Consider the following 22,212-nt stretch of genomic DNA (forward strand, 5'->3'; position numbering starts at 1 on the left):
AAAGTGAACGATTACAATTGACCGTCCACCGAAGAGCGCGGATTATACCGAACTATTCTTGATTTGACAATAACCTTTTCTTTCGAAAAGGTTATTTCTAATGACAACTTTAAAAATTAAAGCTTGATTTCTACATCTACGCCAGCTGGCAAATCCAATTTCATCAATGCATCTACAGTCTTGTCTGTAGGATCAACGATATCCATCAAACGCTGATGGGTACGGATTTCAAACTGGTCACGGGAGGTTTTGTTCACGTGTGGTGAACGCAGAATGTCAAAGCGTTCGATACGTGTTGGCAATGGCACTGGACCTTTTACAACTGCACCAGTACGTTTCGCAGTATCCACAATTTCCAAAGCAGATTGGTCGATCAAACGATAGTCAAATGCTTTCAGACGGATACGAATTTTTTGAGCTGCCATGTTTTTTCCTTAAAAAGAGCAAAAAGCGGCAGGATACGCCTGCCGCTCATAAAAAGAATTACTCGATGATTTTGGCAACGACGCCAGCACCAACGGTACGACCACCTTCACGAATCGCGAAGCGCAGACCATCTTCCATCGCGATAGGCGCGATCAATGTCACAGTGATAGATACGTTATCACCTGGCATCACCATTTCGGTACCTGCTGGCAATTCAACTGCACCAGTCACGTCAGTGGTACGGAAGTAGAACTGTGGACGGTAGCCGTTGAAGAATGGTGTATGACGACCACCTTCATCTTTACCCAACACGTAGATCTCAGCGGTGAACTTGGTGTGTGGTTTGATAGAACCGGATTTAGCCAGCACTTGACCACGCTCAACTTCTTCACGCTTGGTACCGCGCAGCAGTACGCCTACGTTGTCACCTGCTTGACCTTGGTCCAGCAGTTTACGGAACATTTCAACACCAGTACAGGTGGTTTTCAAAGTTGGCTTCAGGCCAACGATTTCGATTTCGTCGCCGACTTTAACGATACCACGCTCAACACGGCCGGTAACTACAGTACCACGACCAGAGATAGAGAATACGTCTTCTACTGGCATCAGGAAGGTACCGTCGATGGCACGCTCTGGCGTTGGGATGTAGCTGTCCAATGCGTCAGCCAATGCGAAGATCGCTGGTTCGCCGATTTCTGATTGGTCGCCTTCAAGGGCCAATTTAGCAGAACCTTTGATGATTGGGGTGTCATCACCTGGGAAGTCATACTTGCTCAGCAAGTCACGCACTTCCATTTCAACCAGTTCCAACAACTCAGCGTCGTCAACCATGTCGGCTTTGTTCAGGAATACAACGATGTATGGTACACCAACCTGGCGGGCCAACAGGATGTGCTCACGTGTTTGTGGCATAGGGCCGTCAGCAGCGGAACATACTAGGATCGCGCCGTCCATCTGGGCAGCACCGGTAATCATGTTTTTAACGTAGTCGGCGTGGCCTGGGCAGTCAACGTGTGCGTAGTGACGGCTTGCAGTCTCGTACTCAACGTGTGCTGTGTTGATGGTAATACCACGTGCTTTTTCTTCTGGTGCCGCGTCAATTTGGTCGTAAGCTTTTGCTTCGCCACCAAATTTCTTGGTCAACACTGTGGTGATCGCCGCTGTCAATGTTGTCTTACCGTGGTCAACGTGACCAATCGTACCAACGTTCACGTGTGGCTTGGTACGTTCAAATTTGCCTTTTGCCATGATGTTTTTCCTTTAATTCAATACTTTAAAAATCAATTATTTTTTGTTGATGATTGCATCAGCAACGTTTTTCGGCGCATCTGCGTAGTGTTTGAATTCCATGCTGTAGGTTGCACGACCTTGTGACAAGGAACGCACGACAGTGGAGTAACCAAACATCTCTGACAGCGGCACTTCAGCTTTAATCGCTTTACCGCCACCAGGCATATCATCCATGCCCTGAATGATGCCACGACGAGATGACAAGTCACCCATCACATCACCCATGTACTCTTCAGGCGTTTCAACTTCAACCGCCATCATTGGCTCCAGCAAGACTGGATCTGCTTTACGCATACCATCTTTGAAACCGATAGAAGCAGCCATCTTGAACGCGTTTTCGTTCGAGTCAACGTCATGGTAGGAACCATCAAACAGGGTCACTTTTACGTCGACCACTGGGAAGCCTGCCAGAACACCTGCTGGAATCGTTTCACGCAACCCTTTATCTACTGCAGGGATAAATTCACGTGGCACAGTACCGCCTTTAATGGCATCCACGAACTCGTAACCTTTACCAGCCTCATTTGGCTCCATTTTGAGCCATACGTGACCGTACTGACCTTTACCACCGGACTGTTTAACGAATTTACCTTCAACCTCAACCGCTTTACGGATCGCTTCACGGTAAGCCACTTGTGGCGCACCTACGTTGGCTTCAACGTTGAATTCACGCTTCATACGGTCAACCAGAATCTCCAGATGCAATTCACCCATACCGGAAATAATGGTCTGGCCAGATTCTTCGTCAGAACGCACGCGGAAAGAAGGGTCTTCTTGTGCCAAACGACCCAAGGCCAAGCCCATTTTTTCCTGATCGCTCTTGGTTTTTGGCTCAACAGCCACGTGAATCACTGGCTCAGGGAATACCATGCGCTCAAGGATGATAGGCTTGTCTGGAGAGCACAGAGATTCACCTGTGGTCACTTCTTTCAAACCGATACAGGCTGCAATGTCGCCTGCCAACACTTCATCCACTTCTTCACGGTTATTCGCGTGCATCTGCACGATACGACCAATACGCTCTTTTTTACCCTTCACAGAGTTGAGCACGGTATCACCCTTGTTCAACACACCAGAGTAAACACGGATAAAGGTCAACTGACCGACAAACGGGTCTGTCATCAATTTAAATGCCAGTGCAGAGAACCCTTCTTTGTCATCGGCTTTACGGCTGGCTGGTTTGCCATCATCGTCTTCACCGGTCACATCAGGAATATCTACTGGAGATGGCAGGAACTGAATCACCGCATCCAGCATACGTTGCACGCCTTTGTTTTTAAAGGCAGAACCGCACAGCATCGGCTGAATTTCACCCGCAATGGTACGCGTACGCAGACCAAACACGATGTCTTTCTCTTCCAGATCACCGTTTTCCAGGTATTTGTTCATCAGATCTTCGCTGGCTTCAGCCGCAGATTCAACCATCTGCTCGCGCCATTTTTTAGCAGTCTCAACCAGATCAGCCGGAATCTCACCGTAAGTAAATTTCATGCCTTGAGAAGCCTCATCCCAGATGATGGCTTTCATTTTCATGAGATCAACGACGCCAGTGAAAGTATCTTCACGGCCAATTGGGATCACCACAGGCACTGGGCTTGCGCGCAGACGCGTTTTCATCTGCTCAACCACTTTGAAGAAGTCGGCACCAGAACGGTCCATTTTATTCACAAAGGCCAAGCGAGGCACTTTGTATTTGTTGGCCTGACGCCAAACAGTTTCAGATTGTGGTTGCACACCGCCCACGGCACAGTACACCATGCAGGCGCCATCCAGCACACGCATGGAACGCTCAACTTCAATCGTGAAGTCTACGTGCCCAGGGGTATCAATAATGTTGAATCGATGCTCAGGCAAAGACAGGTCCATGCCTTTCCAGAAACAGGTGGTCGCAGCGGAAGTAATGGTAATCCCACGCTCCTGCTCTTGCTCCATCCAGTCCATGGTCGCTGCACCATCGTGCACCTCACCAATTTTATGGTTCACACCAGTGTAGAACAGAATACGTTCTGTCGTGGTTGTTTTACCTGCGTCAATGTGCGCAGAAATACCAATATTACGGTAGCGTTCAATAGGGGTTTTACGTGCCACGATGCTTTACCTTTGCTATCAATTCAACTAATTATTAAAGAACGAGGTCGTTTAATTAAAAACGGAAGTGTGAGAAAGCCTTGTTGGCTTCTGCCATACGATGAACTTCTTCACGCTTCTTCATTGCGGCGCCGCGGCCTTCTGAGGCTTCAAGCAACTCAGCAGCCAGACGCAAGCCCATGGACTTTTCGCCACGCTTGCGCGCTGCATCACGCAACCAACGCATCGCCAAGGCGCTACGGCGGCTAGGACGCACTTCAACAGGCACCTGATAGTTAGCACCACCGACGCGACGGCTTTTCACTTCAACGATAGGGCGCAGATTGTTCAACGCTGTGGTGAATAATTCCAGCGGATCTTTGCCACTCTTGCTGGCTACTTGATCAAATGCACCGTAAACAATACGTTCAGCAACAGATTTCTTACCACCTGTCATCAGTACGTTTACGAATTTGGATACTTCCTGGCTACCAAATTTTGGATCCGGCAAGATATTACGTTTGGGGACTTCTCTACGTCTAGGCATAACTATTCTCTTTCAATTAAATTTTGCTAGCTACAACACTGCAAGGCATTTCAGCCGCTATTAAAAATTGGACCAATGTCCGAAACCAACTTAACAAATTAAGCTTTAGCTTCTTTAGGACGTTTAGCACCGTATTTGGAACGTGACTGTTTACGATCTTTCACACCAGCCGTATCCAAGCTACCGCGCACCATGTGGTAACGCACACCTGGCAAGTCTTTTACACGACCACCGCGAATCAGCACCACAGAGTGCTCTTGCAGGTTATGGCCCTCACCGCCGATGTAGCTAATGACTTCGTAACCGTTAGTCAGGCGCACTTTGGCAACCTTACGCAAGGCGGAGTTTGGCTTTTTAGGAGTAGTGGTGTACACACGGGTACATACACCACGCTTTTGTGGGCAGGATTCCAGGGCTGGAACCTTGCTCTTGGTTACCACTTTAACGCGTGGTTTACGTACTAACTGATTAATGGTTGGCATTGCCTTAACCTCTTCACCTTAAAAAATCCACCAACTGAGCAGGAAACTCAGGACTGGCGGCATATCAACAATAACACCTCATTGAGACAATAAGGCTATTCTGAGAAACCCAGCATTTTAATAAACGAGTCAAGGGGTGTCAAGCATTATTCACACTTGAACACCCCTTGTTTTATTACCCGGCCTGACGACCGGAAAAGCCTAAAATTACTCGGTCGCGTTGTCGTCCGTTGCGGTTTCTTCAACCACTTCTTCTGGTGCAAACATCGCTTCAGCGGCCAACATCGCTTCTGAAGGCTCAGCGACATTTGGCGTCAACGACGCAATTGCTGCACGCTTGCGAGACTCGTGATACGCCAAACCGGTACCGGCTGGAATCAGACGGCCGACAATCACGTTTTCTTTCAAGCCACGCAGATCGTCGCGTTTGCCCAAGATCGCAGCCTCGGTCAACACTCTTGTCGTTTCCTGGAAGGATGCGGCAGAGATGAAGGAGTCCGTAGACAGCGATGCCTTGGTAATCCCCAGCAATACGTACTCGAATGTTGCCGGACGTTTGTTTTCGGCAATGACGCGTTCGTTTTCAGTCAACAAGTCTGCACGTTCTACCTGCTCACCCGGGATGAAGCTGGTATCACCGGCATCTTGCACTTTCACACGGCGCAACATCTGACGCACAATGACTTCAATGTGCTTGTCGTTAATCTTCACGCCCTGCAAACGATACACGTCTTGCACTTCGTCAATGATATAACGTGCCAGTGCCTCACGACCTTGCAGACGCAAGATGTCTTGCGGATCTGCCGGGCCGTCGACAATCGTTTCACCCTTGGTGACCACTTGACCATCGTGCGCGGTCACGTGCTTGTCCTTGGCAATCAGGAACTCGCTGGTAATACCGTCCAGGTCAGTAATGACCAGACGCTGCTTACCCTTGGTGTCCTTACCAAATGACACAGTACCGGTCACTTCTGCCAGCATGCCGGCATCTTTGGGTGAACGTGCTTCGAACAGCTCAGCCACACGTGGCAGACCCCCGGTAATATCCCGTGTTTTGGAGGATTCTTGCGGGATACGTGCCAGCACTTCACCCACACCAACTTCCTGACCATCTTTCACGGTAATGATACAACCCAGCTGGAAGGTGACGTTTACCGGCGTTTCAGTACCGGCAATTTTCACTTCCACACCATTTGCATCCAGCAATTTCACCTGTGGACGCAAGCCTTTAGTCGAGCCCGCTCTTTGTTTAGGATCAATCACCACCAGTGAGGACAAGCCAGTGACTTCATCCACCTGCTTGGCAACCGTGACGCCTTCTTCAACGTTCTCGAACTTCACGCGACCCGCATACTCGGTAATAATCGGACGAGTATGTGGATCCCAAGTCGCCAAGGCCTGACCCGCTTTAACCGTCTTACCATCATTGATGGTCAGTGTCGCACCGTAAGGCACTTTATGACGCTCACGCTCACGGCCATTGTCGTCAGAAATCACAACCTCACCGTTACGGGAAATCACGATTTGCTCACCACGTGAGTTGGTCACGTAACGCATGGTCGATGTGAAGCCAGCAGTACCGTTAGACTTGCTCTCTACTTGTGACACAGAAGCTGCACGGGATACCGCACCACCAATGTGGAATGTACGCATGGTCAACTGTGTACCAGGCTCACCGATGGACTGTGCCGCAATCACGCCGACAGACTCGCCGATACTGATCAGCTTGCCACGACCCAAGTCACGACCATAACACTTGGCACAAATCCCGTAACGTGTGTCGCAAGTCAGGGCAGTACGCACTTTGACTTCATCAATGCCCAACGCATCAATTTTCTCGACTTCGTCTTCACCCAGCAAAGTACCGGCTGCGAATACCACTTCCTGTGTTTCAGGATGCAAGATATCCAGAGCAGAGGTACGACCCAGGATACGGTCATGCAAGGGCTCAACCACTTCACCGCCTTTAACCAGCGCCTTGGTGACCAAGCCTTCGGTGGTGCCACAATCGGTCTCGGTCACAACCAAGTCTTGTGTCACGTCTACCAGACGGCGTGTCAGGTAACCGGAGTTCGCTGTTTTCAGCGCCGTATCGGCCAGACCCTTACGCGCACCGTGGGTTGAAATAAAGTATTGCAACACGTTCAAGCCATCACGGAAGTTCGCCTTGATCGGCGTTTCAATAATGGAACCATCTGGTTTCGCCATCAGGCCACGCATACCAGCCAGCTGACGCACCTGCGCTGCGGAACCCCGCGCACCGGAGTCGGCCATCATGTAAATCGCGTTAAAGGATTCCTGACGAACAGCTTTACCGTCTTTGGTGACCACGTTGCCGTCAGCGTCCTTGACATCTTCTTCGCGCAACTGCTTCATCATGGCCTCAGCCACTTTGTCACCAGCACGACCCCAGATGTCGACCACCTTGTTGTAACGCTCACCCTGTGTCACCAGACCGGATACATACTGGTCTTCGATCTCTTTCACTTCAGCATCGGCAGCCGCAATCAATTGCTCTTTCTCTGGTGGCACCAACATGTCATTGATGCTGATAGAGATACCGGCTTTGGTTGCGTATGAGTAACCGGTGTACATCAGTTTATCCGCGAAGATCACGGTTTCACGGATGCCTACCTTACGGAAGCTGGCATTGATCAGGCGTGAAATTTCTTTTTTCTTCAGTGCCTTGTCAATGTAGCTGTATGGCATGCCTGGTGGCAGAATTTCAGACAGCAAAGCACGGCCAACGGTGGTGTTATACCGATTGAATTTCTCGGTTTTGTGACCGGTCACATCCATCTCGAACTCACGGATACGCACCGTAATCTTGGCGTGCAAATCGATCAGCCCCTGGTCGTACACACGTTGTACTTCCTTGATGTCACTGAAGATCATACCTTCGCCACGTGCAGCCACTTTTTCGCGAGTCATGTAATACAGACCCAACACGATATCCTGCGAAGGCACAATGATAGGCTCGCCGTTGGCTGGAGACAGTACGTTGTTGGAAGCCAACATCAAGGTGCGGGCTTCCATCTGTGCTTCCAGGCTCAATGGAACGTGTACCGCCATTTGGTCACCGTCAAAGTCAGCGTTAAAGGCTGAACACACCAATGGGTGCAACTGGATCGCTTTACCTTCGATCAGCACGGGCTCAAATGCCTGGATACCCAAACGGTGCAGCGTAGGCGCACGGTTCAACAACACCGGATGCTCGCGGATCACGTCTTCCAGGATATCCCAAACTTCTGGTCCTTCTTCTTCCACTTTCTTCTTGGCAGCCTTGATGGTGGTTGCCAAGCCTAACACTTCCAGCTTGTGGAAAATGAAAGGCTTGAACAATTCCAGCGCCATTTTCTTAGGCAAACCGCACTGATGCAGTTTCAACTGCGGACCGACCACGATCACGGAACGGCCGGAGTAGTCCACACGTTTACCCAACAGGTTTTGACGGAAACGACCGCCTTTACCTTTGATCATGTCAGCCAGTGATTTGAGCGGACGCTTGTTGGCGCCGGTCATCACTTTACCGCGACGACCGTTATCCAGCAGAGAGTCAACAGCCTCTTGCAACATACGTTTTTCGTTACGGACGATGATTTCAGGCGCTTTCAGCTCCAGCAAACGCTTCAAGCGGTTGTTACGGTTGATCACACGGCGATACAGGTCGTTCAGATCCGAGGTCGCAAAGCGGCCACCATCCAGTGGCACCAATGGACGCAGCTCTGGTGGCAACACTGGCAAGATTTCCAGGATCATCCACTCTGGCTTGATGCCAGATTTCTGGAACGCTTCCAGGACTTTCAGACGCTTGGCGATCTTCTTGATTTTGGCTTCAGAGCTGGTCGCGGACAGTTCGCTACGCAATGTTTCAATCTCGCGCTCAATGTCCATGGTGCGCAACAATTCACGCACAGCTTCAGCACCCATAACGGCGTTGAATTCGTCACCGTATTCTTCCACCTTGGCCAGGTAGTCATCTTCAGTCAGCAACTGGCCACGGGTCAGCGGCGTCATGCCTGGATCAATCACGATGAATGCTTCAAAGTACAACACACGTTCGATGTCGCGCAAGGCGATATCCAGCACCATGCCCAAGCGGCTAGGCAAGGATTTCAGGAACCAGATGTGGGCGACAGGTGAGGCCAGCTCGATATGACCCATGCGCTCACGACGCACTTTGCTCAGTGTGACTTCAACGCCACATTTTTCACAAATCACACCGCGGTGTTTCAAACGCTTGTATTTACCGCACAAGCACTCGTAATCTTTGATCGGGCCAAAGATTTTGGAGCAGAACAAACCGTCCCGCTCAGGTTTGAAGGTACGGTAGTTGATGGTTTCTGGCTTTTTCACTTCGCCATAGGACCATGAACGGATTTTTTCAGGTGAAGCCAGCGCGATCTTGATCGCGTCGAACTCTTCTTCTTGCGTAACCTGTTTAAATAAATCTAATAACGCTTTCATAGAGACTCTCCTAATGGCGGGGCTTAGTTACGGTCCAAATCAATATCAATGGCCAGTGAACGGATTTCTTTCACCAGCACGTTGAATGATTCAGGCATACCCGCATCAATTTTGTGCTCACCTTTGACGATGTTTTCGTACACTTTGGTACGGCCATTCACGTCATCTGATTTCACGGTCAACATCTCTTGCAAGGTGTATGACGCACCATAGGCTTCCAGTGCCCACACTTCCATCTCACCGAAGCGCTGGCCACCGAACTGGGCTTTACCACCCAGCGGCTGCTGCGTCACCAGGCTGTAAGGACCGGTAGAACGTGCGTGCATCTTGTCGTCGACCAAGTGGTGCAGTTTCAGCACGTGCATGTAACCGACAGTCACTGGTCGCTCGAACGCATCACCGGTACGGCCATCAAACAGTTTGACCTGTGTTTTGCCAGCGTGGAACTGCAATTTCTTGGTGTGCTCGTCATCATCAGGGAAAGCCAGATCCAGCATGGCTTTAATGTCAGACTCAGCGGCACCGTCAAACACTGGTGTCGCGAACGGCACGCCGTGTTTCAGGTTCTGCGCAAGGTCAATCACTTCCACATCTGTCAGACCAGCAATGTCTTCTTTCTTGCCAGTGCTGCTGTTATAGATCTTGTCCAGGAAGCCTCGGATTTCAGCCACTTTGGCTTCTGCTTGCAGCATATCGCCAATGCGTTTGCCCAAACCTTTGGCAGCCCAACCCAGGTGGGTTTCCAGAATCTGACCGATGTTCATCCGTGAAGGCACGCCCAGCGGGTTCAACACGATATCCAGCGGTGTACCATCAGCCATGTATGGCATGTCTTCGACCGGGCAGATTTTTGAAATCACACCCTTGTTACCGTGACGACCGGCCATCTTGTCACCAGGCTGAATACGGCGTTTCACAGCCAGATAGACTTTGACCATTTTTTGTACACCTGGTGGCAGTTCGTCACCTTGTGTCAGTTTACGCTTCTTCTCTTCGAATTTGTTATCGAATTCGATGCGGGCCTGGCTCAAGCTGTCTTTCAACTGCTCAAGTTGACGGGCAGCCTCTTCATCGCTCAAACGGATGTCAAACCAGTCATAACGACCCACGCTCTCCAGATATTCCTGAGTCAGGGTGTCGCCTTTTTTCAGCTTGTTCGGACCACCTGTGGCCACTTTACCCGTCAACAGACGGCTGATACGGCCAAAAGTATCGTCTTCTACAATACGCATCTGGTCGCCCAGATCTTTCTTGTAGTGAGACAACTGGTCATCAATAATTTGTTGCGCACGGGCATCACGGTCGATACCTTCGCGTGTGAACACTTGTACGTCGATCACAGTACCGGTCATGCCAGAAGGCACGCGCAGTGAAGTGTCTTTCACGTCAGACGCTTTTTCACCGAAAATCGCACGCAGCAGCTTTTCTTCTGGCGTTAAAGTGGTTTCACCTTTAGGGGTCACTTTACCTACCAGCACGTCACCCGCTTCCACCTCGGCACCAATATAGATAATCCCGGAGTCATCCAGACGGCCCAGCATGCGCTCGGACAGGTTGGAAATATCGCGGGTAATCTCTTCAGGTCCCAGTTTGGTATCACGTGCCACCACTGACAGCTCTTCAATGTGGATGGAGGTGTAACGGTCATCAGCCACTACGCGCTCGGAGATCAGAATCGAGTCTTCGTAGTTGTAACCGTTCCAAGGCATAAAGCCAACCAGCATGTTCTGACCCAGCGCCAACTCACCCATATCCGTAGAAGCACCATCCGCCACCACGTCGCCGCGGCTAATGATATCGCCTACTTTAACCAGCGGACGCTGGTTAATATTGGTGTTCTGGTTAGAACGGGTGTACTTGGTCAGGTTGTAGATATCCACACCCACTTCGCCGGCTTGCGCTTCAGCATCGTGGACACGAATCACAATACGGCCTGAGTCGACGTAATCAACCACGCCACCACGACGGGCAGTCACGACAGTACCGGAGTCCACCGCGACTGTACGCTCAATGCCTGTACCGACTACGGCTTTTTCAGCACGCAGACAAGGCACGGCTTGACGTTGCATGTTGGCACCCATCAAGGCACGGTTCGCGTCATCGTGTTCCAGGAAAGGAATCAATGAAGCCGCAACAGACACGATCTGGCCTGGTGCCACGTCCATATACTGTACGCGCTCAGGTTGCGTCATGGTAAATTCGTTGTGGAAACGCGCAGAGACCAATTCCTCCTTGAAGCCACCGTCTGTAGACAGTTCGGTGTTAGCCTGTGCGATCACATACTGGCTTTCTTCAATGGCTGACAGGAAATCAATCTTGCCCGACACCTTGTTGCCTTCAACCAGACGATAAGGGGTTTCCAGGAAACCATATTCGTTAGTACGGGCGTACAGCGCCAGTGAGTTGATCAAACCAATGTTTGGACCTTCAGGCGTTTCAATTGGACACACACGGCCATAGTGGGTAGTGTGTACGTCACGCACTTCGAAACCAGCACGTTCACGGGTCAAGCCACCTGGGCCCAAAGCGGAGATACGGCGTTTGTGCGTAATCTCGGACAATGGGTTAGTCTGGTCCATAAACTGCGACAACTGGCTAGAACCGAAAAACTCACGAATCGCACTGGAGACTGGCTTGGCGTTGATCAAGTCATGCGGCATCAGGTTCTCGGACTCAGCCTGTGACAGACGCTCTTTGACGGCACGCTCAACACGGACCAGACCGGCACGGAACTGGTTCTCGGCCAATTCACCCACGGAACGGATACGACGGTTACCCAAGTGGTCAATATCGTCAATCTCGCCACGGCCATTGCGCAGCTCAATCAGCACGCCAATGACAGCGAGGATATCTTCGTTGGATAGCACATTGCTACCGGTATCGCCTTGTGGGCCGACTTTTTCGTAGAAACGACGCATCCAGGTTGCTGAACGGTCTTCCAGCTTGCTTGGATAAGCACGGCGGTTGAATTTCATACGACCGACTACGGACAGGTCATAGCGATCTTCAGAGAAGAACAAACCATTAAACAAGGCCTCTACAGCCTCTTCGGTTGGCGGCTCGCCTGGGCGCATCATGCGGTAAATCGCTACACGTGCACTGTACTGATCAGGAATCTCATCACTGCGCAATGTTTGCGAAATGAAATTACCATGATCCAAGTCGTTGGTGTAAATGGTGTCGATTTCTGAAATCTTTGCCGCGACCAACTTTTCAAGCAATGATGGTGTCACTTCATCATTGGCGTTAGCAATCAGCTCACCGGTTTCAGTATCAATAATGTTTTTGGCAACTGCGCGACCCATCATAAAGTCGGTCGGTACCGCCATGGTGGTTACGCCCGCTTTTTCGATGTCACGGATATGTTTAACGGTGATACGTTTGTCTTTGGCAACCAGCACATTACCGTCTTTGTCAGTAATGTCGAATTTGGCCACTTCACCACGCAGGCGGTCTGCCACCAACTCAAACTCCACGCCTTTCGGGCCGATGTGGAAAGTGTCGGTGTCGTGGAAGGTTTCCAGAATTTGTTCTGGGGTGTAGCCCAATGCCTTCAGCAGGATGGTCACTGGCATCTTGCGGCGACGATCCACACGGAAGTACAGATAATCTTTAGGGTCAAACTCAAAGTCTAACCAGGAGCCACGGTAAGGAATAATCCGTGCAGAGAACAACAACTTACCGGAGCTGTGGGTTTTACCACGATCGTGCTCAAAGAATACGCCAGGGCTGCGGTGCAATTGGGACACAATGACACGCTCGGTACCATTAATCACGAAAGAGCCATTTTCGGTCATGAGCGGCAATTCACCCATGTAGACTTCTTGTTCTTTGACTTCTTTGACAGTTGGTTTGGACGCTTCACGGTCCATAATGGTCAGACGCACCTTGACACGCAGTGGCACGGCGTAAGTCAGGCCACGTTGCTGACATTCTTTCACGTCAAATGGCTCTGCGCCTAATTGGTAGCTCACATAGTCCAGACGGGCATTCTCTGAATGACTCACAATCGGGAAAATGGAACGGAAAGTCGACTCTAGACCTTCGTTTTTACGTTGGTCCGCTGGTACATTTTCCTGCAGGAATGATTTATAGGACTCCAGCTGCATGGCCAGCAGATAAGGTACCTCTTGAACGCTGTCACGCTTGGCAAAGCTTTTGCGAAGGCGTTTCTTTTCGGTAAAGGAATAGCTCATAGCGTCTCCTGAAATTTTTGAGGGTAGAAGACAAAACACTTTTCATCCACTGCAATGTTTTGACATCTAACTTCGCATTTAAAATCAGCCACTTAAATTAGCCGGTTAGCTTATCTATATGTGGCCACAATACCGCTTTTACAACAGGCTTCCAGACAATTACAGTTTATTTACAATCTGCAACGCCAGAAATGGCGAAGGCCGACGGTCTCCCGTCAGCCCAGCCAGATTCACAATTGTGAATTATTTCATCTCAGCAGTAGCGCCCGCTTCAATCAATTTCTTCACAGCGGCTTCAGCGTCAGCTTTGCTTACGCCTTCTTTAACCGCTTTAGGTGCGCCGTCTACCAGGTCTTTAGCTTCTTTCAAGCCCAAACCTGTCAGTTCACGAACTGCTTTAATCACGCTCACTTTGTTGTCGCCAGCGCCGTTCAAGATGACGTTGAACTCAGTTTGCTCAGCAGCAGCTGGAGCAGCACCAGCAGCAGCGCCGCCAGCAGCCACTGCAACAGCAGCAGCAGAAACACCAAACTTCTCTTCGATTTCTTTGATGAACGCAGTCAGTTCCAATACGGTCATGCCACCGATTGCATCTAAGATGTCAGCATTAGAAATTGCCATGATATAAATTTCCTAAAATAATTTGATTAAAAATTAAGCCGCTTGCTTTTCTTTTTCGTCGCGTATTGCAGCAACGGCACGAGCAAACTTGGTTGGGACTTCGTTGAGTGTGCCAGCCAATTTGGACAGCAACTCATCACGGCTCAATGTAGATGCCAACGCTTGCACGCCAGCCACATCAAGACGCTCATTAGGCATCGCGCCCGCTTTCAGTACGAACAATTCGTTATCTTTTGCGAAATTGTTCATGACTTTGGCGGCTGCAACTGGATCGGTAGAAATACCGTACACCAGTGGCCCAACCATGTCGTCAGCCAATGCGGCAAAAGGCGTACCTTCTACTGCACGACGAACCAAGGTGTTTTTCAACACACGCAGATACACACCTGCATTACGTGCATCAGCACGCAGTTTCGTCATATTGGCTACGCCAATACCACGATACTCAGCAAGTACGATTGCTTGTGCGTTTGCTACTTGCGCAGCAACCTCGGCAACGACTTCTTTTTTCTCTGTAAGATTAAGACTCAAGGTCTGTTCTCCTTCCGTTAATGAAAGCCCGGTTAAATCACCGGGCCACTCACGGCGTCCTTGTGCAGGGCATGGATATATCCTGTGTTGGGGATCGCCATCTGCGTTGGTTTCAAACTGCTGCAAACAGAGGATTGCTCACCCATTTGCATTCAATTTTCAATTAAGTAAAACACCAACGGTCTTTGATGTTCTTGAGTGCTTACATAATTGCATAAACACTCAAGCCCAAAGTACTTGCCCGATCCATTAACGGACCGGGACTTGATTCAATGCTTAAGCAGCGACTGAAGCTTGGTCAACACGTACGCCAGGACCCATGGTGCTGGAGACGGACAATTTCTTCAGGTATACGCCTTTGGAGCTGGCTGGCTTGGCTTTGTTCAATGCTTCGATCAAAGCAGACAGGTTGCCTTGCAGTTGCTCAACAGTAAATGAAGCACGGCCGATGGTGCAGTGAACGATACCGCCTTTATCAGTACGGTATTGCACTTGACCAGCTTTAGCATTTTTAACTGCAGTCGCTGCGTCTGGTGTCACGGTACCCACTTTTGGGTTAGGCATCAAACCACGTGGGCCCAACACTTGACCCAACGCACCAACGATACGCATCGCATCAGGTGTAGCAATGGCTACATCAAAATCCAACATACCGCCTTTGACTTGCTCGGCCAGATCTTCAAAACCAACGATATCAGCACCAGCTGCTTTTGCAGCTTCAGCTTGTGCGCCTTGTGCAAACACAGCCACACGCACTGTTTTACCAGTGCCGTTAGGCAATACGATCGCGCCACGCACCAGCTGGTCAGATTTACGTGGGTCGATACCCAAGTTAATCACTGCGTCTACAGATTCGTTAAATTTGGCAGTTGCGCCTTCTTTTACCAGGCTCAGCGCATCAACTACCGGGTACAGCTTGTTGCGGTCAATCTTTGCACGCAACGCATCAATTCTTTTAGCCATGTTATAGACCCTCCACTTCGATACCCATGCTGCGTGCGCTACCAGCGATGGTGCGAACGGCTGCGTCCATGTCGGCAGCGGTCAGGTCAGGCATTTTTGTTTTGGCGATTTCTTCGGCTTGTGCACGAGTAATCTTGCCAACTTTGTCCGTATGAGGACGTGGAGACCCTTTTTCCAGCTTGGCTGCTTTTTTGATCAGCACAGTTGCAGGAGGGGTTTTCATCACGAATGTGAAGCTCTTGTCTGCAAACGCAGTGATCACCACTGGAATAGGCAGACCTGGTTCAACGCCTTGTGTTGCCGCGTTAAACGCTTTACAGAATTCCATGATGTTCAGACCACGTTGACCCAGTGCTGGACCGACTGGTGGGCTTGGGTTGGCTTTACCTGCAGGGATCTGCAGCTTGATATAGCCAATGACTTTCTTTGCCATGTTTGACTCCTTGAATGGGTAATAGCGCCTGTCGCAGGCTCCCCGTTAAAAAATATCGACTGCCAGTCAGGCCGTCGACACAATGCACAACTAGACTTCTTTTTCTACTTGTGCAAAATCCAGTTCAACCGGTGTCGCACGGCCAAAAATGACCACTGAAACACGCAGTTTGTTTTTGTCGTAGTTCACTTCCTCTACGCTGCCAGAGAAGTCCTTGAATGGACCATCGATCACACGAACACTCTCGCCCTTTTCAAAGGTCATCTTCTGTGTCGGATTAGATTTGCTGTCATCCATGCGACGCAGAATAATTTCGACTTCCTTATCCTTGATCGGGGTTGGACGTTGTGCAGTGCCACCGATGAATGAAGTCACCCTTGGTGTACTTCTCACCAAATGCCAACTTTCGTCAGTCATTTCCATTTGCACCAACACGTAACCGGGATACAAGCGACGCTCAGAAATGGTCTTCTGACCATTTTTCAGCTCAATCACCTCTTCTACCGGCACCAGAATGTCACCGAACTGATCCGGGATATTCGATCTTGCGACGCGCTCTTCCAAACCGGCCTTGACGGATTTCTCCATGCCGGAGAAGGCCTGAACTGCATACCAACGCATAGCCATTAAGCCCCCCTACCCATAATCCATTGCACCATGTAGGCAAAACTGATGTCTACCAACGCCAAGAAAGCAGCCATGATCACAACCAGCACCACAACAGCCAGTGTCGTTTGCATAGTTTCCTGACGCGTTGGCCACACCACACGCTTGGCTTCAGCAACAGACTCATTAAAGAAAACCAGCGCCTGCTTACCTTGTGGCGCAGTCCACGCGACCGCTACAGACGCGACAATACCTGCCAACACGGCAAGTATCCTGATAACCATTGCTTTATCTTCAAAAAGATAAAAACCGGCAATCCCCAAAGCTAATAACAACAGGGATAAAGCCAGTTTGATTTTATCGATCATATACTTAACTTTATGATTAACACCACAGACTATTCTGGGTGTTTGGCAGGCCAAGAGGGTCTCGAACCCCCAACCCTCGGTTTTGGAGACCGATACTCTACCAATTGAGCTATTGGCCTGTACTCTTTAAAGCGAAAGCTGCACGGGTTGTAGCGCAGCTTTCACCTACATCAACAATTACTCGATGATTTTGGCAACGACGCCAGCACCAACGGTACGACCACCTTCACGAATCGCGAAGCGCAGACCATCTTCCATCGCGATAGGCGCGATCAATGTCACAGTGATAGATACGTTATCACCTGGCATCACCATTTCGGTACCTGCTGGCAATTCAACTGCACCAGTCACGTCAGTGGTACGGAAGTAGAACTGTGGACGGTAGCCGTTGAAGAATGGTGTATGACGACCACCTTCATCTTTACCCAACACGTAGATCTCAGCGGTGAACTTGGTGTGTGGTTTGATAGAACCGGATTTAGCCAGCACTTGACCACGCTCAACTTCTTCACGCTTGGTACCGCGCAGCAGTACGCCTACGTTGTCACCTGCTTGACCTTGGTCCAGCAGTTTACGGAACATTTCAACACCAGTACAGGTGGTTTTCAAAGTTGGCTTCAGGCCAACGATTTCGATTTCGTCGCCGACTTTAACGATACCACGCTCAACACGGCCGGTAACTACAGTACCACGACCAGAGATAGAGAATACGTCTTCTACTGGCATCAGGAAGGTACCGTCGATGGCACGCTCTGGCGTTGGGATGTAGCTGTCCAATGCGTCAGCCAATGCGAAGATCGCTGGTTCGCCGATTTCTGATTGGTCGCCTTCAAGGGCCAATTTAGCAGAACCTTTGATGATTGGGGTGTCATCACCTGGGAAGTCATACTTGCTCAGCAAGTCACGCACTTCCATTTCAACCAGTTCCAACAACTCAGCGTCGTCAACCATGTCGGCTTTGTTCAGGAATACAACGATGTATGGTACACCAACCTGGCGGGCCAACAGGATGTGCTCACGTGTTTGTGGCATAGGGCCGTCAGCAGCGGAACATACTAGGATCGCGCCGTCCATCTGGGCAGCACCGGTAATCATGTTTTTAACGTAGTCGGCGTGGCCTGGGCAGTCAACGTGTGCGTAGTGACGGCTTGCAGTCTCGTACTCAACGTGTGCTGTGTTGATGGTAATACCACGTGCTTTTTCTTCTGGTGCCGCGTCAATTTGGTCGTAAGCTTTTGCTTCGCCACCAAATTTCTTGGTCAACACTGTGGTGATCGCCGCTGTCAATGTTGTCTTACCGTGGTCAACGTGACCAATCGTACCAACGTTCACGTGTGGCTTGGTACGTTCAAATTTGCCTTTTGCCATGATGTTTTTCCTTTATTAGTACTAAATAAAGCCAATAATATTGTTTTCACAAATTATGCGACGCGGATGACAGCACCCTTGCGCGACTACTTACCAAGCCCCATATCACTACAGAGCGCATCTGGTGCCCATGGCGGGAATCGGACCCGCGACCTCTCCCTTACCAAGGGAGTGCTCTACCACTGAGCCACATGGGCGTTTTGCCTTTTGTTATTGTTGGAGCGGGCGACGAGGTTCGAACTCGCGACATCTTGCTTGGAAGGCAAGTGCTCTACCAACTGAGCTACACCCGCACTATGCAGAACACCCAAGGAAGGCTCTCACCAACCCGCTTTACAGCAACACCTACAGGCAATCATTTTTTGGTGGAGGGGGCTGGATTCGAACCAGCGTACTCAGAGAGAACGGATTTACAGTCCGTCGCCTTTAACCACTCGGCCACCCCTCCAAAAAATCGACCGCGATTATCGCGGTTTATGTCATCAACGTCAATGTCAACTGACATAAATTTGGTGCCGGGTATCGGAATCGAACTGATGACCTTCGCATTACAAGTGCGCTGCTCTACCAACTGAGCTAACCCGGCATTTCAGGAAGGCGCAACTATATCACTTTTTTTGGGATGTGATCTAGTGCTTTTATGATTTTTTTTATTTTTTGTTGAAAAAATTGCATTCAAAATGAAGCATCGGCTAAACACCGAGCACAGCACCCTTACTTCACTACTTTAAGGTGTGACTTTTTCGCTTGCGCATCCACCGCAGACGCTACCGGGGACACCATTTTTTCAGGCGCTGGCGGCACGCCATCCACAACTTCAAAAAACATACCCTGCCCATTCTCCCTGGCAAATACGCCTCCGATCCGGTTGATCGGGACATAAATATGTTGCGCAACGCCATTAAAGCGCGCAGAGAACACAACCGCATCATTATCAATATGCAAATCTTTGACAGCAGTGTAGTTCACATTTAGCACAATCTCGCCATTTTTGACATAAGCCATCGGCACACGCGTCTGCGCATCCACTTTGACCAGCAAATGCGGCGTCAGATTATTATCCAGACACCATTCATGTATGGCGCGAATCAAATAAGCCGTGGTCGGAATCAATGTACTCATGTTGGACTTCCTTAAAAAACAGCGCGAATATGGATTCGCGCTGTTTATGCATGACTGATGTTATTTACGCATCGCCTTTTCAGAGGGTGTCATAGCCTCTGCATACATTGGACGAGAGAACAAACGCTCGGCATACTTGAGCAATGGCGAAGCCTGGTTTGGCAACTCAATGCCATAATGCCCTAACCGCCATAACAATGGCGTGATCGCCACATCCAGCATGGAGTACTCGTCGCCCATCAGGTAGTTTTGCTTGCCAAAAATCGGCACCAACTGCGTCAGGTTATCGCGAATGACCTTGCGTGCACGATCCGCGGTTTCCTGATTATCAGATTCAACATCCTTGATATGACTGAACAAGTCTTTTTCAAAGTTATACAAGAACAGTCTTGCACGTGCGCGCATGACCGGGTCAGCTGGCATGAGTTGAGGATGAGGAAAACGCTCATCGATATACTCATTGATGATATTGGCTTCTGACAAGACCAGGTCACGCTCGACCAACACCGGCACTTCACCATAAGGATTCAAAATGGCCAGATCTTCAGTTTTATTGGTCAAGTCCACATCAATGACTTCAAAGTCCATGCCCTTCTCGAACAGCACGATACGGCAACGGTGACTGTAAGGATCAACGGTACCCGAATACAATCTCATCATAATTTATTTTCCCTATAAAAAAAGACACCAAGGCCTCACGCCTTGGTGTCAGACTTGGTTGGCAATTAGCGAATATCTTTCCAGTATTCGGCTTTGATTTTTTTCACCAAGAAGAACAATCCTGACAGGAACAGCAACACTGCCACCCCAATCCACAAACGGGATTGTTTGGCTGGCTCTGCCATAAATGCGAGGAAGTTAGTCAGATCGCCGACAAACTGGTCATACTCTTGCGGATTGAGCTTACCGGCTTTGTCCAGTTTAAGGGTGTGTGTTTCGTGATCGAGTACTTGCACGCCTTGCAACTCATATAACACATGCGGCATGGCCACCTTGTCAAACACCAGGTTATTCCAGCCAGTGGGACGTGACTCATCCTTGTAGAAGCTGCGCAGATAGGCATACACCCAATCCGCACCACGCGCACGCACTTCAACGCTCAAATCAGGCGGTGCAGCACCAAACCATTTTTTCGCATCTTTAGGATTCATGCTAATGCGCATGGTTTCGCCCACCTTCTCACCGGCAAACAACAGATTGTCTTTAATCTCTTTGTCGGTCAGGCCAATGTCCTGCAAGCGGTTGTAACGCATGTAGTTGGCGCTGTGGCAATTCAGACAGTAATTTACAAAGATCTTGGCACCACGCTGCAATGACGCTTTATCCGTCATCTTGATTGGCGCCTTGACATCAATATGCACCTCATTTGCAAACGCCATCACTGACGCCAAGAGGGCCAGACCTGCAAAGGCCTGCAAAAACAATTTTTTCATCATTAGTATGTCACCCTTTCTGGCACAGGCTTGGTTTGATCTTTTTTGGTATACCAAGGCATCAAGACAAAGAATGCAAAGTACACCACTGAACAAATACGAGCCAACACAGTCGCGCGGTCTGCACGACCCATCCATGGTCCAAATTGACCCCAGACATCACCTGGCACGGTTCCCAAATAACCCAGGATCACGAAGCTGATCACAAAAGCAGCCAACCAGCGTTTGTACAACTTGCCACGGTAACGAATAGACTTCACCGGACTCTTGTCCAACCACGGCAAGAACGCAAAGGCCACGACTGACAAGCCCATGGCTACCACACCAGGGAATTGCGAGATACCGATAGGCGGCACTGCACGCAAAATGGAGTAGTAAGGCGTGAAATACCAGACTGGCGCAATATGCGGCGGTGTTTTCAAAGGATCTGCCGGAATAAAGTTATTCGCTTCGAGGAAGTAACCACCCATTTCAGGCATAAAGAACACAATCGCAAAAAACACCATCAGGAAGACAACTACACCCACCAGATCTTTCACAGAGTAGTAAGGGTGAAATGGAATGCCATCCAATGGAATACCGGTTGCCTTGTCTTTATAGGCCTTGATTTCAACGCCATCAGGGTTGTTAGAGCCCACTTCATGCAAAGCCACGATATGCACAGCAACCAGCCCCAGCAACACCAGCGGTAAGGCGATCACGTGGAAAGCAAAGAAACGGTTCAGGGTAGCATCGGAAACCAGATAGTCACCACGCAACCACTCAGACAAGTCAGGACCAATAAACGGCACAGTTGAGAACAGATTCACAATCACCTGCGCACCCCAGTAAGACATTTGACCCCATGGCAGCAGGTAGCCAAAGAACGCTTCGCCCATCAGCACCAGGAAAATGCCCACACCAAACAACCAGATCAACTCACGCGGCGTGCGATAAGATCCGTAAATCAGGCCACGGAACATATGCAAATAGACCACCACAAAGAACATGGAGGCGCCGGTCGAGTGCATGTAACGGATAATGTTGCCGCCAAATACGTCCCGCATGATGTATTCCACCGAAGCAAAGGCCAACTCGGCATCTGGCTTGTAGTTCATGGTCAGAAAAATACCGGTGACAATTTGCAGCACCAGCACCAACAAAGCCAATGACCCGAAGAAATACCAGAAGTTGAAATTTTTCGGTGCGTAATACTCGGTAAGGTGTCCCTTGATGGTACTGGTCAGAGGGAATCTGGCATCAAACCAGCCCAATAAACCAGTGGCAGTTGTTTTTTTAGTCGTTGCCATGAT

18 protein-coding genes and 5 tRNA genes are annotated in these 22,212 nt (G+C 49.8%); all 23 read right to left on the bottom strand.

Annotation, left to right across the window (positions count from 1 at the left end):
• Positions 1 to 116: 116 nt before the first annotated feature.
• A complete protein-coding gene (rpsJ, locus tag AACH41_RS12290; RefSeq protein ID WP_018986280.1) occupies positions 117 to 425 on the bottom strand; it encodes a 30S ribosomal protein S10 in 309 nt (102 codons plus the stop codon).
• Positions 426 to 483: 58 nt separating this feature from the next.
• Positions 484 to 1,674 (bottom strand): elongation factor Tu, encoded by a 1,191-nt coding sequence (gene tuf, locus AACH41_RS12295; RefSeq protein ID WP_194748734.1) that lies wholly within the window; start codon positions 1,672 to 1,674, stop codon positions 484 to 486.
• Positions 1,675 to 1,710: 36 nt separating this feature from the next.
• Complete coding sequence (gene fusA / locus AACH41_RS12300; protein ID WP_194748735.1) at positions 1,711 to 3,804, bottom strand: elongation factor G; 2,094 nt, start codon at positions 3,802 to 3,804, stop codon at positions 1,711 to 1,713.
• 55 nt (positions 3,805 to 3,859) lie between these two features.
• Complete coding sequence (rpsG, locus tag AACH41_RS12305) at positions 3,860 to 4,330, bottom strand: 30S ribosomal protein S7 (protein WP_194748736.1); 471 nt, start codon at positions 4,328 to 4,330, stop codon at positions 3,860 to 3,862.
• A gap of 98 nt (positions 4,331 to 4,428) precedes the next feature.
• On the bottom strand, positions 4,429 to 4,812 hold the full coding sequence (gene rpsL / locus AACH41_RS12310) for a 30S ribosomal protein S12 (protein ID WP_194748737.1): 384 nt from the start codon (positions 4,810 to 4,812) through the stop codon (positions 4,429 to 4,431).
• Between the two features lie 207 nt (positions 4,813 to 5,019).
• The gene (gene rpoC / locus AACH41_RS12315) at positions 5,020 to 9,279 is read right to left on the bottom strand and encodes a DNA-directed RNA polymerase subunit beta' (protein WP_194748738.1); all 4,260 of its coding nucleotides are present in this window, start codon (positions 9,277 to 9,279) and stop codon (positions 5,020 to 5,022) included.
• Positions 9,280 to 9,302: 23 nt separating this feature from the next.
• Positions 9,303 to 13,475: a DNA-directed RNA polymerase subunit beta gene (gene rpoB / locus AACH41_RS12320; protein ID WP_194748739.1), complete on the bottom strand. Its 4,173-nt coding sequence runs from the start codon at positions 13,473 to 13,475 to the stop codon at positions 9,303 to 9,305.
• A 243-nt stretch (positions 13,476 to 13,718) separates the two neighbouring features.
• Entirely contained in the window at positions 13,719 to 14,096 is a 378-nt protein-coding gene (gene rplL, locus AACH41_RS12325; protein ID WP_194748740.1) for a 50S ribosomal protein L7/L12, read from the bottom strand.
• 33 nt (positions 14,097 to 14,129) lie between these two features.
• Positions 14,130 to 14,627 (bottom strand): 50S ribosomal protein L10, encoded by a 498-nt coding sequence (gene rplJ / locus AACH41_RS12330; RefSeq protein WP_194748741.1) that lies wholly within the window; start codon positions 14,625 to 14,627, stop codon positions 14,130 to 14,132.
• A 276-nt stretch (positions 14,628 to 14,903) separates the two neighbouring features.
• Positions 14,904 to 15,590 (bottom strand): 50S ribosomal protein L1, encoded by a 687-nt coding sequence (gene rplA / locus AACH41_RS12335; RefSeq protein WP_194748742.1) that lies wholly within the window; start codon positions 15,588 to 15,590, stop codon positions 14,904 to 14,906.
• 1 nt (position 15,591) lies between these two features.
• On the bottom strand, positions 15,592 to 16,023 hold the full coding sequence (gene rplK / locus AACH41_RS12340; protein ID WP_338655418.1) for a 50S ribosomal protein L11: 432 nt from the start codon (positions 16,021 to 16,023) through the stop codon (positions 15,592 to 15,594).
• A gap of 90 nt (positions 16,024 to 16,113) precedes the next feature.
• The gene (gene nusG / locus AACH41_RS12345; RefSeq protein ID WP_194748743.1) at positions 16,114 to 16,650 is read right to left on the bottom strand and encodes a transcription termination/antitermination protein NusG; all 537 of its coding nucleotides are present in this window, start codon (positions 16,648 to 16,650) and stop codon (positions 16,114 to 16,116) included.
• Positions 16,650 to 16,997 carry a preprotein translocase subunit SecE gene (gene secE / locus AACH41_RS12350; protein WP_275357986.1) on the bottom strand — a complete coding sequence of 116 codons (348 nt, stop codon included), beginning with the start codon at positions 16,995 to 16,997 and terminating at the stop codon, positions 16,650 to 16,652. The genes nusG and secE overlap by 1 nt, the downstream gene beginning before the upstream one ends.
• 43 nt (positions 16,998 to 17,040) lie before the next feature.
• A tRNA-Trp gene (locus AACH41_RS12355) sits at positions 17,041 to 17,116 on the bottom strand.
• Between the two features lie 58 nt (positions 17,117 to 17,174).
• Positions 17,175 to 18,365, bottom strand: a complete 1,191-nt coding sequence (gene tuf / locus AACH41_RS12360) for an elongation factor Tu (protein ID WP_194748734.1) — start codon at positions 18,363 to 18,365, stop codon at positions 17,175 to 17,177.
• 122 nt (positions 18,366 to 18,487) lie between these two features.
• Positions 18,488 to 18,562: transfer RNA gene (locus tag AACH41_RS12365), tRNA-Thr, on the bottom strand.
• 20 nt (positions 18,563 to 18,582) lie between these two features.
• Positions 18,583 to 18,658: transfer RNA gene (locus tag AACH41_RS12370), tRNA-Gly, on the bottom strand.
• 70 nt (positions 18,659 to 18,728) lie between these two features.
• Positions 18,729 to 18,813, bottom strand: a tRNA-Tyr gene (locus AACH41_RS12375).
• A 62-nt stretch (positions 18,814 to 18,875) separates the two neighbouring features.
• A tRNA-Thr gene (locus AACH41_RS12380) sits at positions 18,876 to 18,951 on the bottom strand.
• A gap of 128 nt (positions 18,952 to 19,079) precedes the next feature.
• Positions 19,080 to 19,487: a ClpXP protease specificity-enhancing factor gene (locus AACH41_RS12385; RefSeq protein ID WP_194748745.1), complete on the bottom strand. Its 408-nt coding sequence runs from the start codon at positions 19,485 to 19,487 to the stop codon at positions 19,080 to 19,082.
• 60 nt (positions 19,488 to 19,547) lie between these two features.
• On the bottom strand, positions 19,548 to 20,147 hold the full coding sequence (locus AACH41_RS12390; RefSeq protein WP_194748746.1) for a glutathione S-transferase N-terminal domain-containing protein: 600 nt from the start codon (positions 20,145 to 20,147) through the stop codon (positions 19,548 to 19,550).
• Positions 20,148 to 20,212: 65 nt separating this feature from the next.
• Complete coding sequence (locus tag AACH41_RS12395) at positions 20,213 to 20,923, bottom strand: cytochrome c1 (RefSeq protein WP_194748747.1); 711 nt, start codon at positions 20,921 to 20,923, stop codon at positions 20,213 to 20,215.
• Positions 20,923 to 22,209, bottom strand: a complete 1,287-nt coding sequence (locus AACH41_RS12400; RefSeq protein ID WP_275357632.1) for a cytochrome b N-terminal domain-containing protein — start codon at positions 22,207 to 22,209, stop codon at positions 20,923 to 20,925. Before AACH41_RS12400 ends, AACH41_RS12395 begins: the two co-directional genes overlap by 1 nt.
• Positions 22,210 to 22,212 lie beyond the last annotated feature (3 nt).

This window comes from Methylophilus sp. DW102 (genome assembly GCF_037076555.1).
Lineage (GTDB): Bacteria > Pseudomonadota > Gammaproteobacteria > Burkholderiales > Methylophilaceae > Methylophilus > Methylophilus glucosoxydans.

Bases quoted from the DNA above. Each gene is read 5' to 3' on its own strand.
- rplK (WP_338655418.1), bottom strand. From the start codon at position 16,023: ATGGCAAAGAAAGTCATTGGCTATATCAAGCTGCAGATCCCTGCAGGT.
- tuf (WP_194748734.1), bottom strand. From the start codon at position 1,674: ATGGCAAAAGGCAAATTTGAACGTACCAAGCCACACGTGAACGTTGGT.
- rpsL (WP_194748737.1), bottom strand. From the start codon at position 4,812: ATGCCAACCATTAATCAGTTAGTACGTAAACCACGCGTTAAAGTGGTA.
- tuf (WP_194748734.1), bottom strand. From the start codon at position 18,365: ATGGCAAAAGGCAAATTTGAACGTACCAAGCCACACGTGAACGTTGGT.
- rplA (WP_194748742.1), bottom strand. From the start codon at position 15,590: ATGGCTAAAAGAATTGATGCGTTGCGTGCAAAGATTGACCGCAACAAG.
- AACH41_RS12395 (WP_194748747.1), bottom strand. From the start codon at position 20,923: ATGATGAAAAAATTGTTTTTGCAGGCCTTTGCAGGTCTGGCCCTCTTG.
- AACH41_RS12400 (WP_275357632.1), bottom strand. From the start codon at position 22,209: ATGGCAACGACTAAAAAAACAACTGCCACTGGTTTATTGGGCTGGTTT.
- rpsG (WP_194748736.1), bottom strand. From the start codon at position 4,330: ATGCCTAGACGTAGAGAAGTCCCCAAACGTAATATCTTGCCGGATCCA.
- AACH41_RS12390 (WP_194748746.1), bottom strand. From the start codon at position 20,147: ATGATGAGATTGTATTCGGGTACCGTTGATCCTTACAGTCACCGTTGC.
- rplL (WP_194748740.1), bottom strand. From the start codon at position 14,096: ATGGCAATTTCTAATGCTGACATCTTAGATGCAATCGGTGGCATGACC.
- secE (WP_275357986.1), bottom strand. From the start codon at position 16,997: ATGATCGATAAAATCAAACTGGCTTTATCCCTGTTGTTATTAGCTTTG.
- nusG (WP_194748743.1), bottom strand. From the start codon at position 16,650: ATGGCTATGCGTTGGTATGCAGTTCAGGCCTTCTCCGGCATGGAGAAA.
- rpoC (WP_194748738.1), bottom strand. From the start codon at position 9,279: ATGAAAGCGTTATTAGATTTATTTAAACAGGTTACGCAAGAAGAAGAG.
- rpsJ (WP_018986280.1), bottom strand. From the start codon at position 425: ATGGCAGCTCAAAAAATTCGTATCCGTCTGAAAGCATTTGACTATCGT.
- rpoB (WP_194748739.1), bottom strand. From the start codon at position 13,475: ATGAGCTATTCCTTTACCGAAAAGAAACGCCTTCGCAAAAGCTTTGCC.
- AACH41_RS12385 (WP_194748745.1), bottom strand. From the start codon at position 19,487: ATGAGTACATTGATTCCGACCACGGCTTATTTGATTCGCGCCATACAT.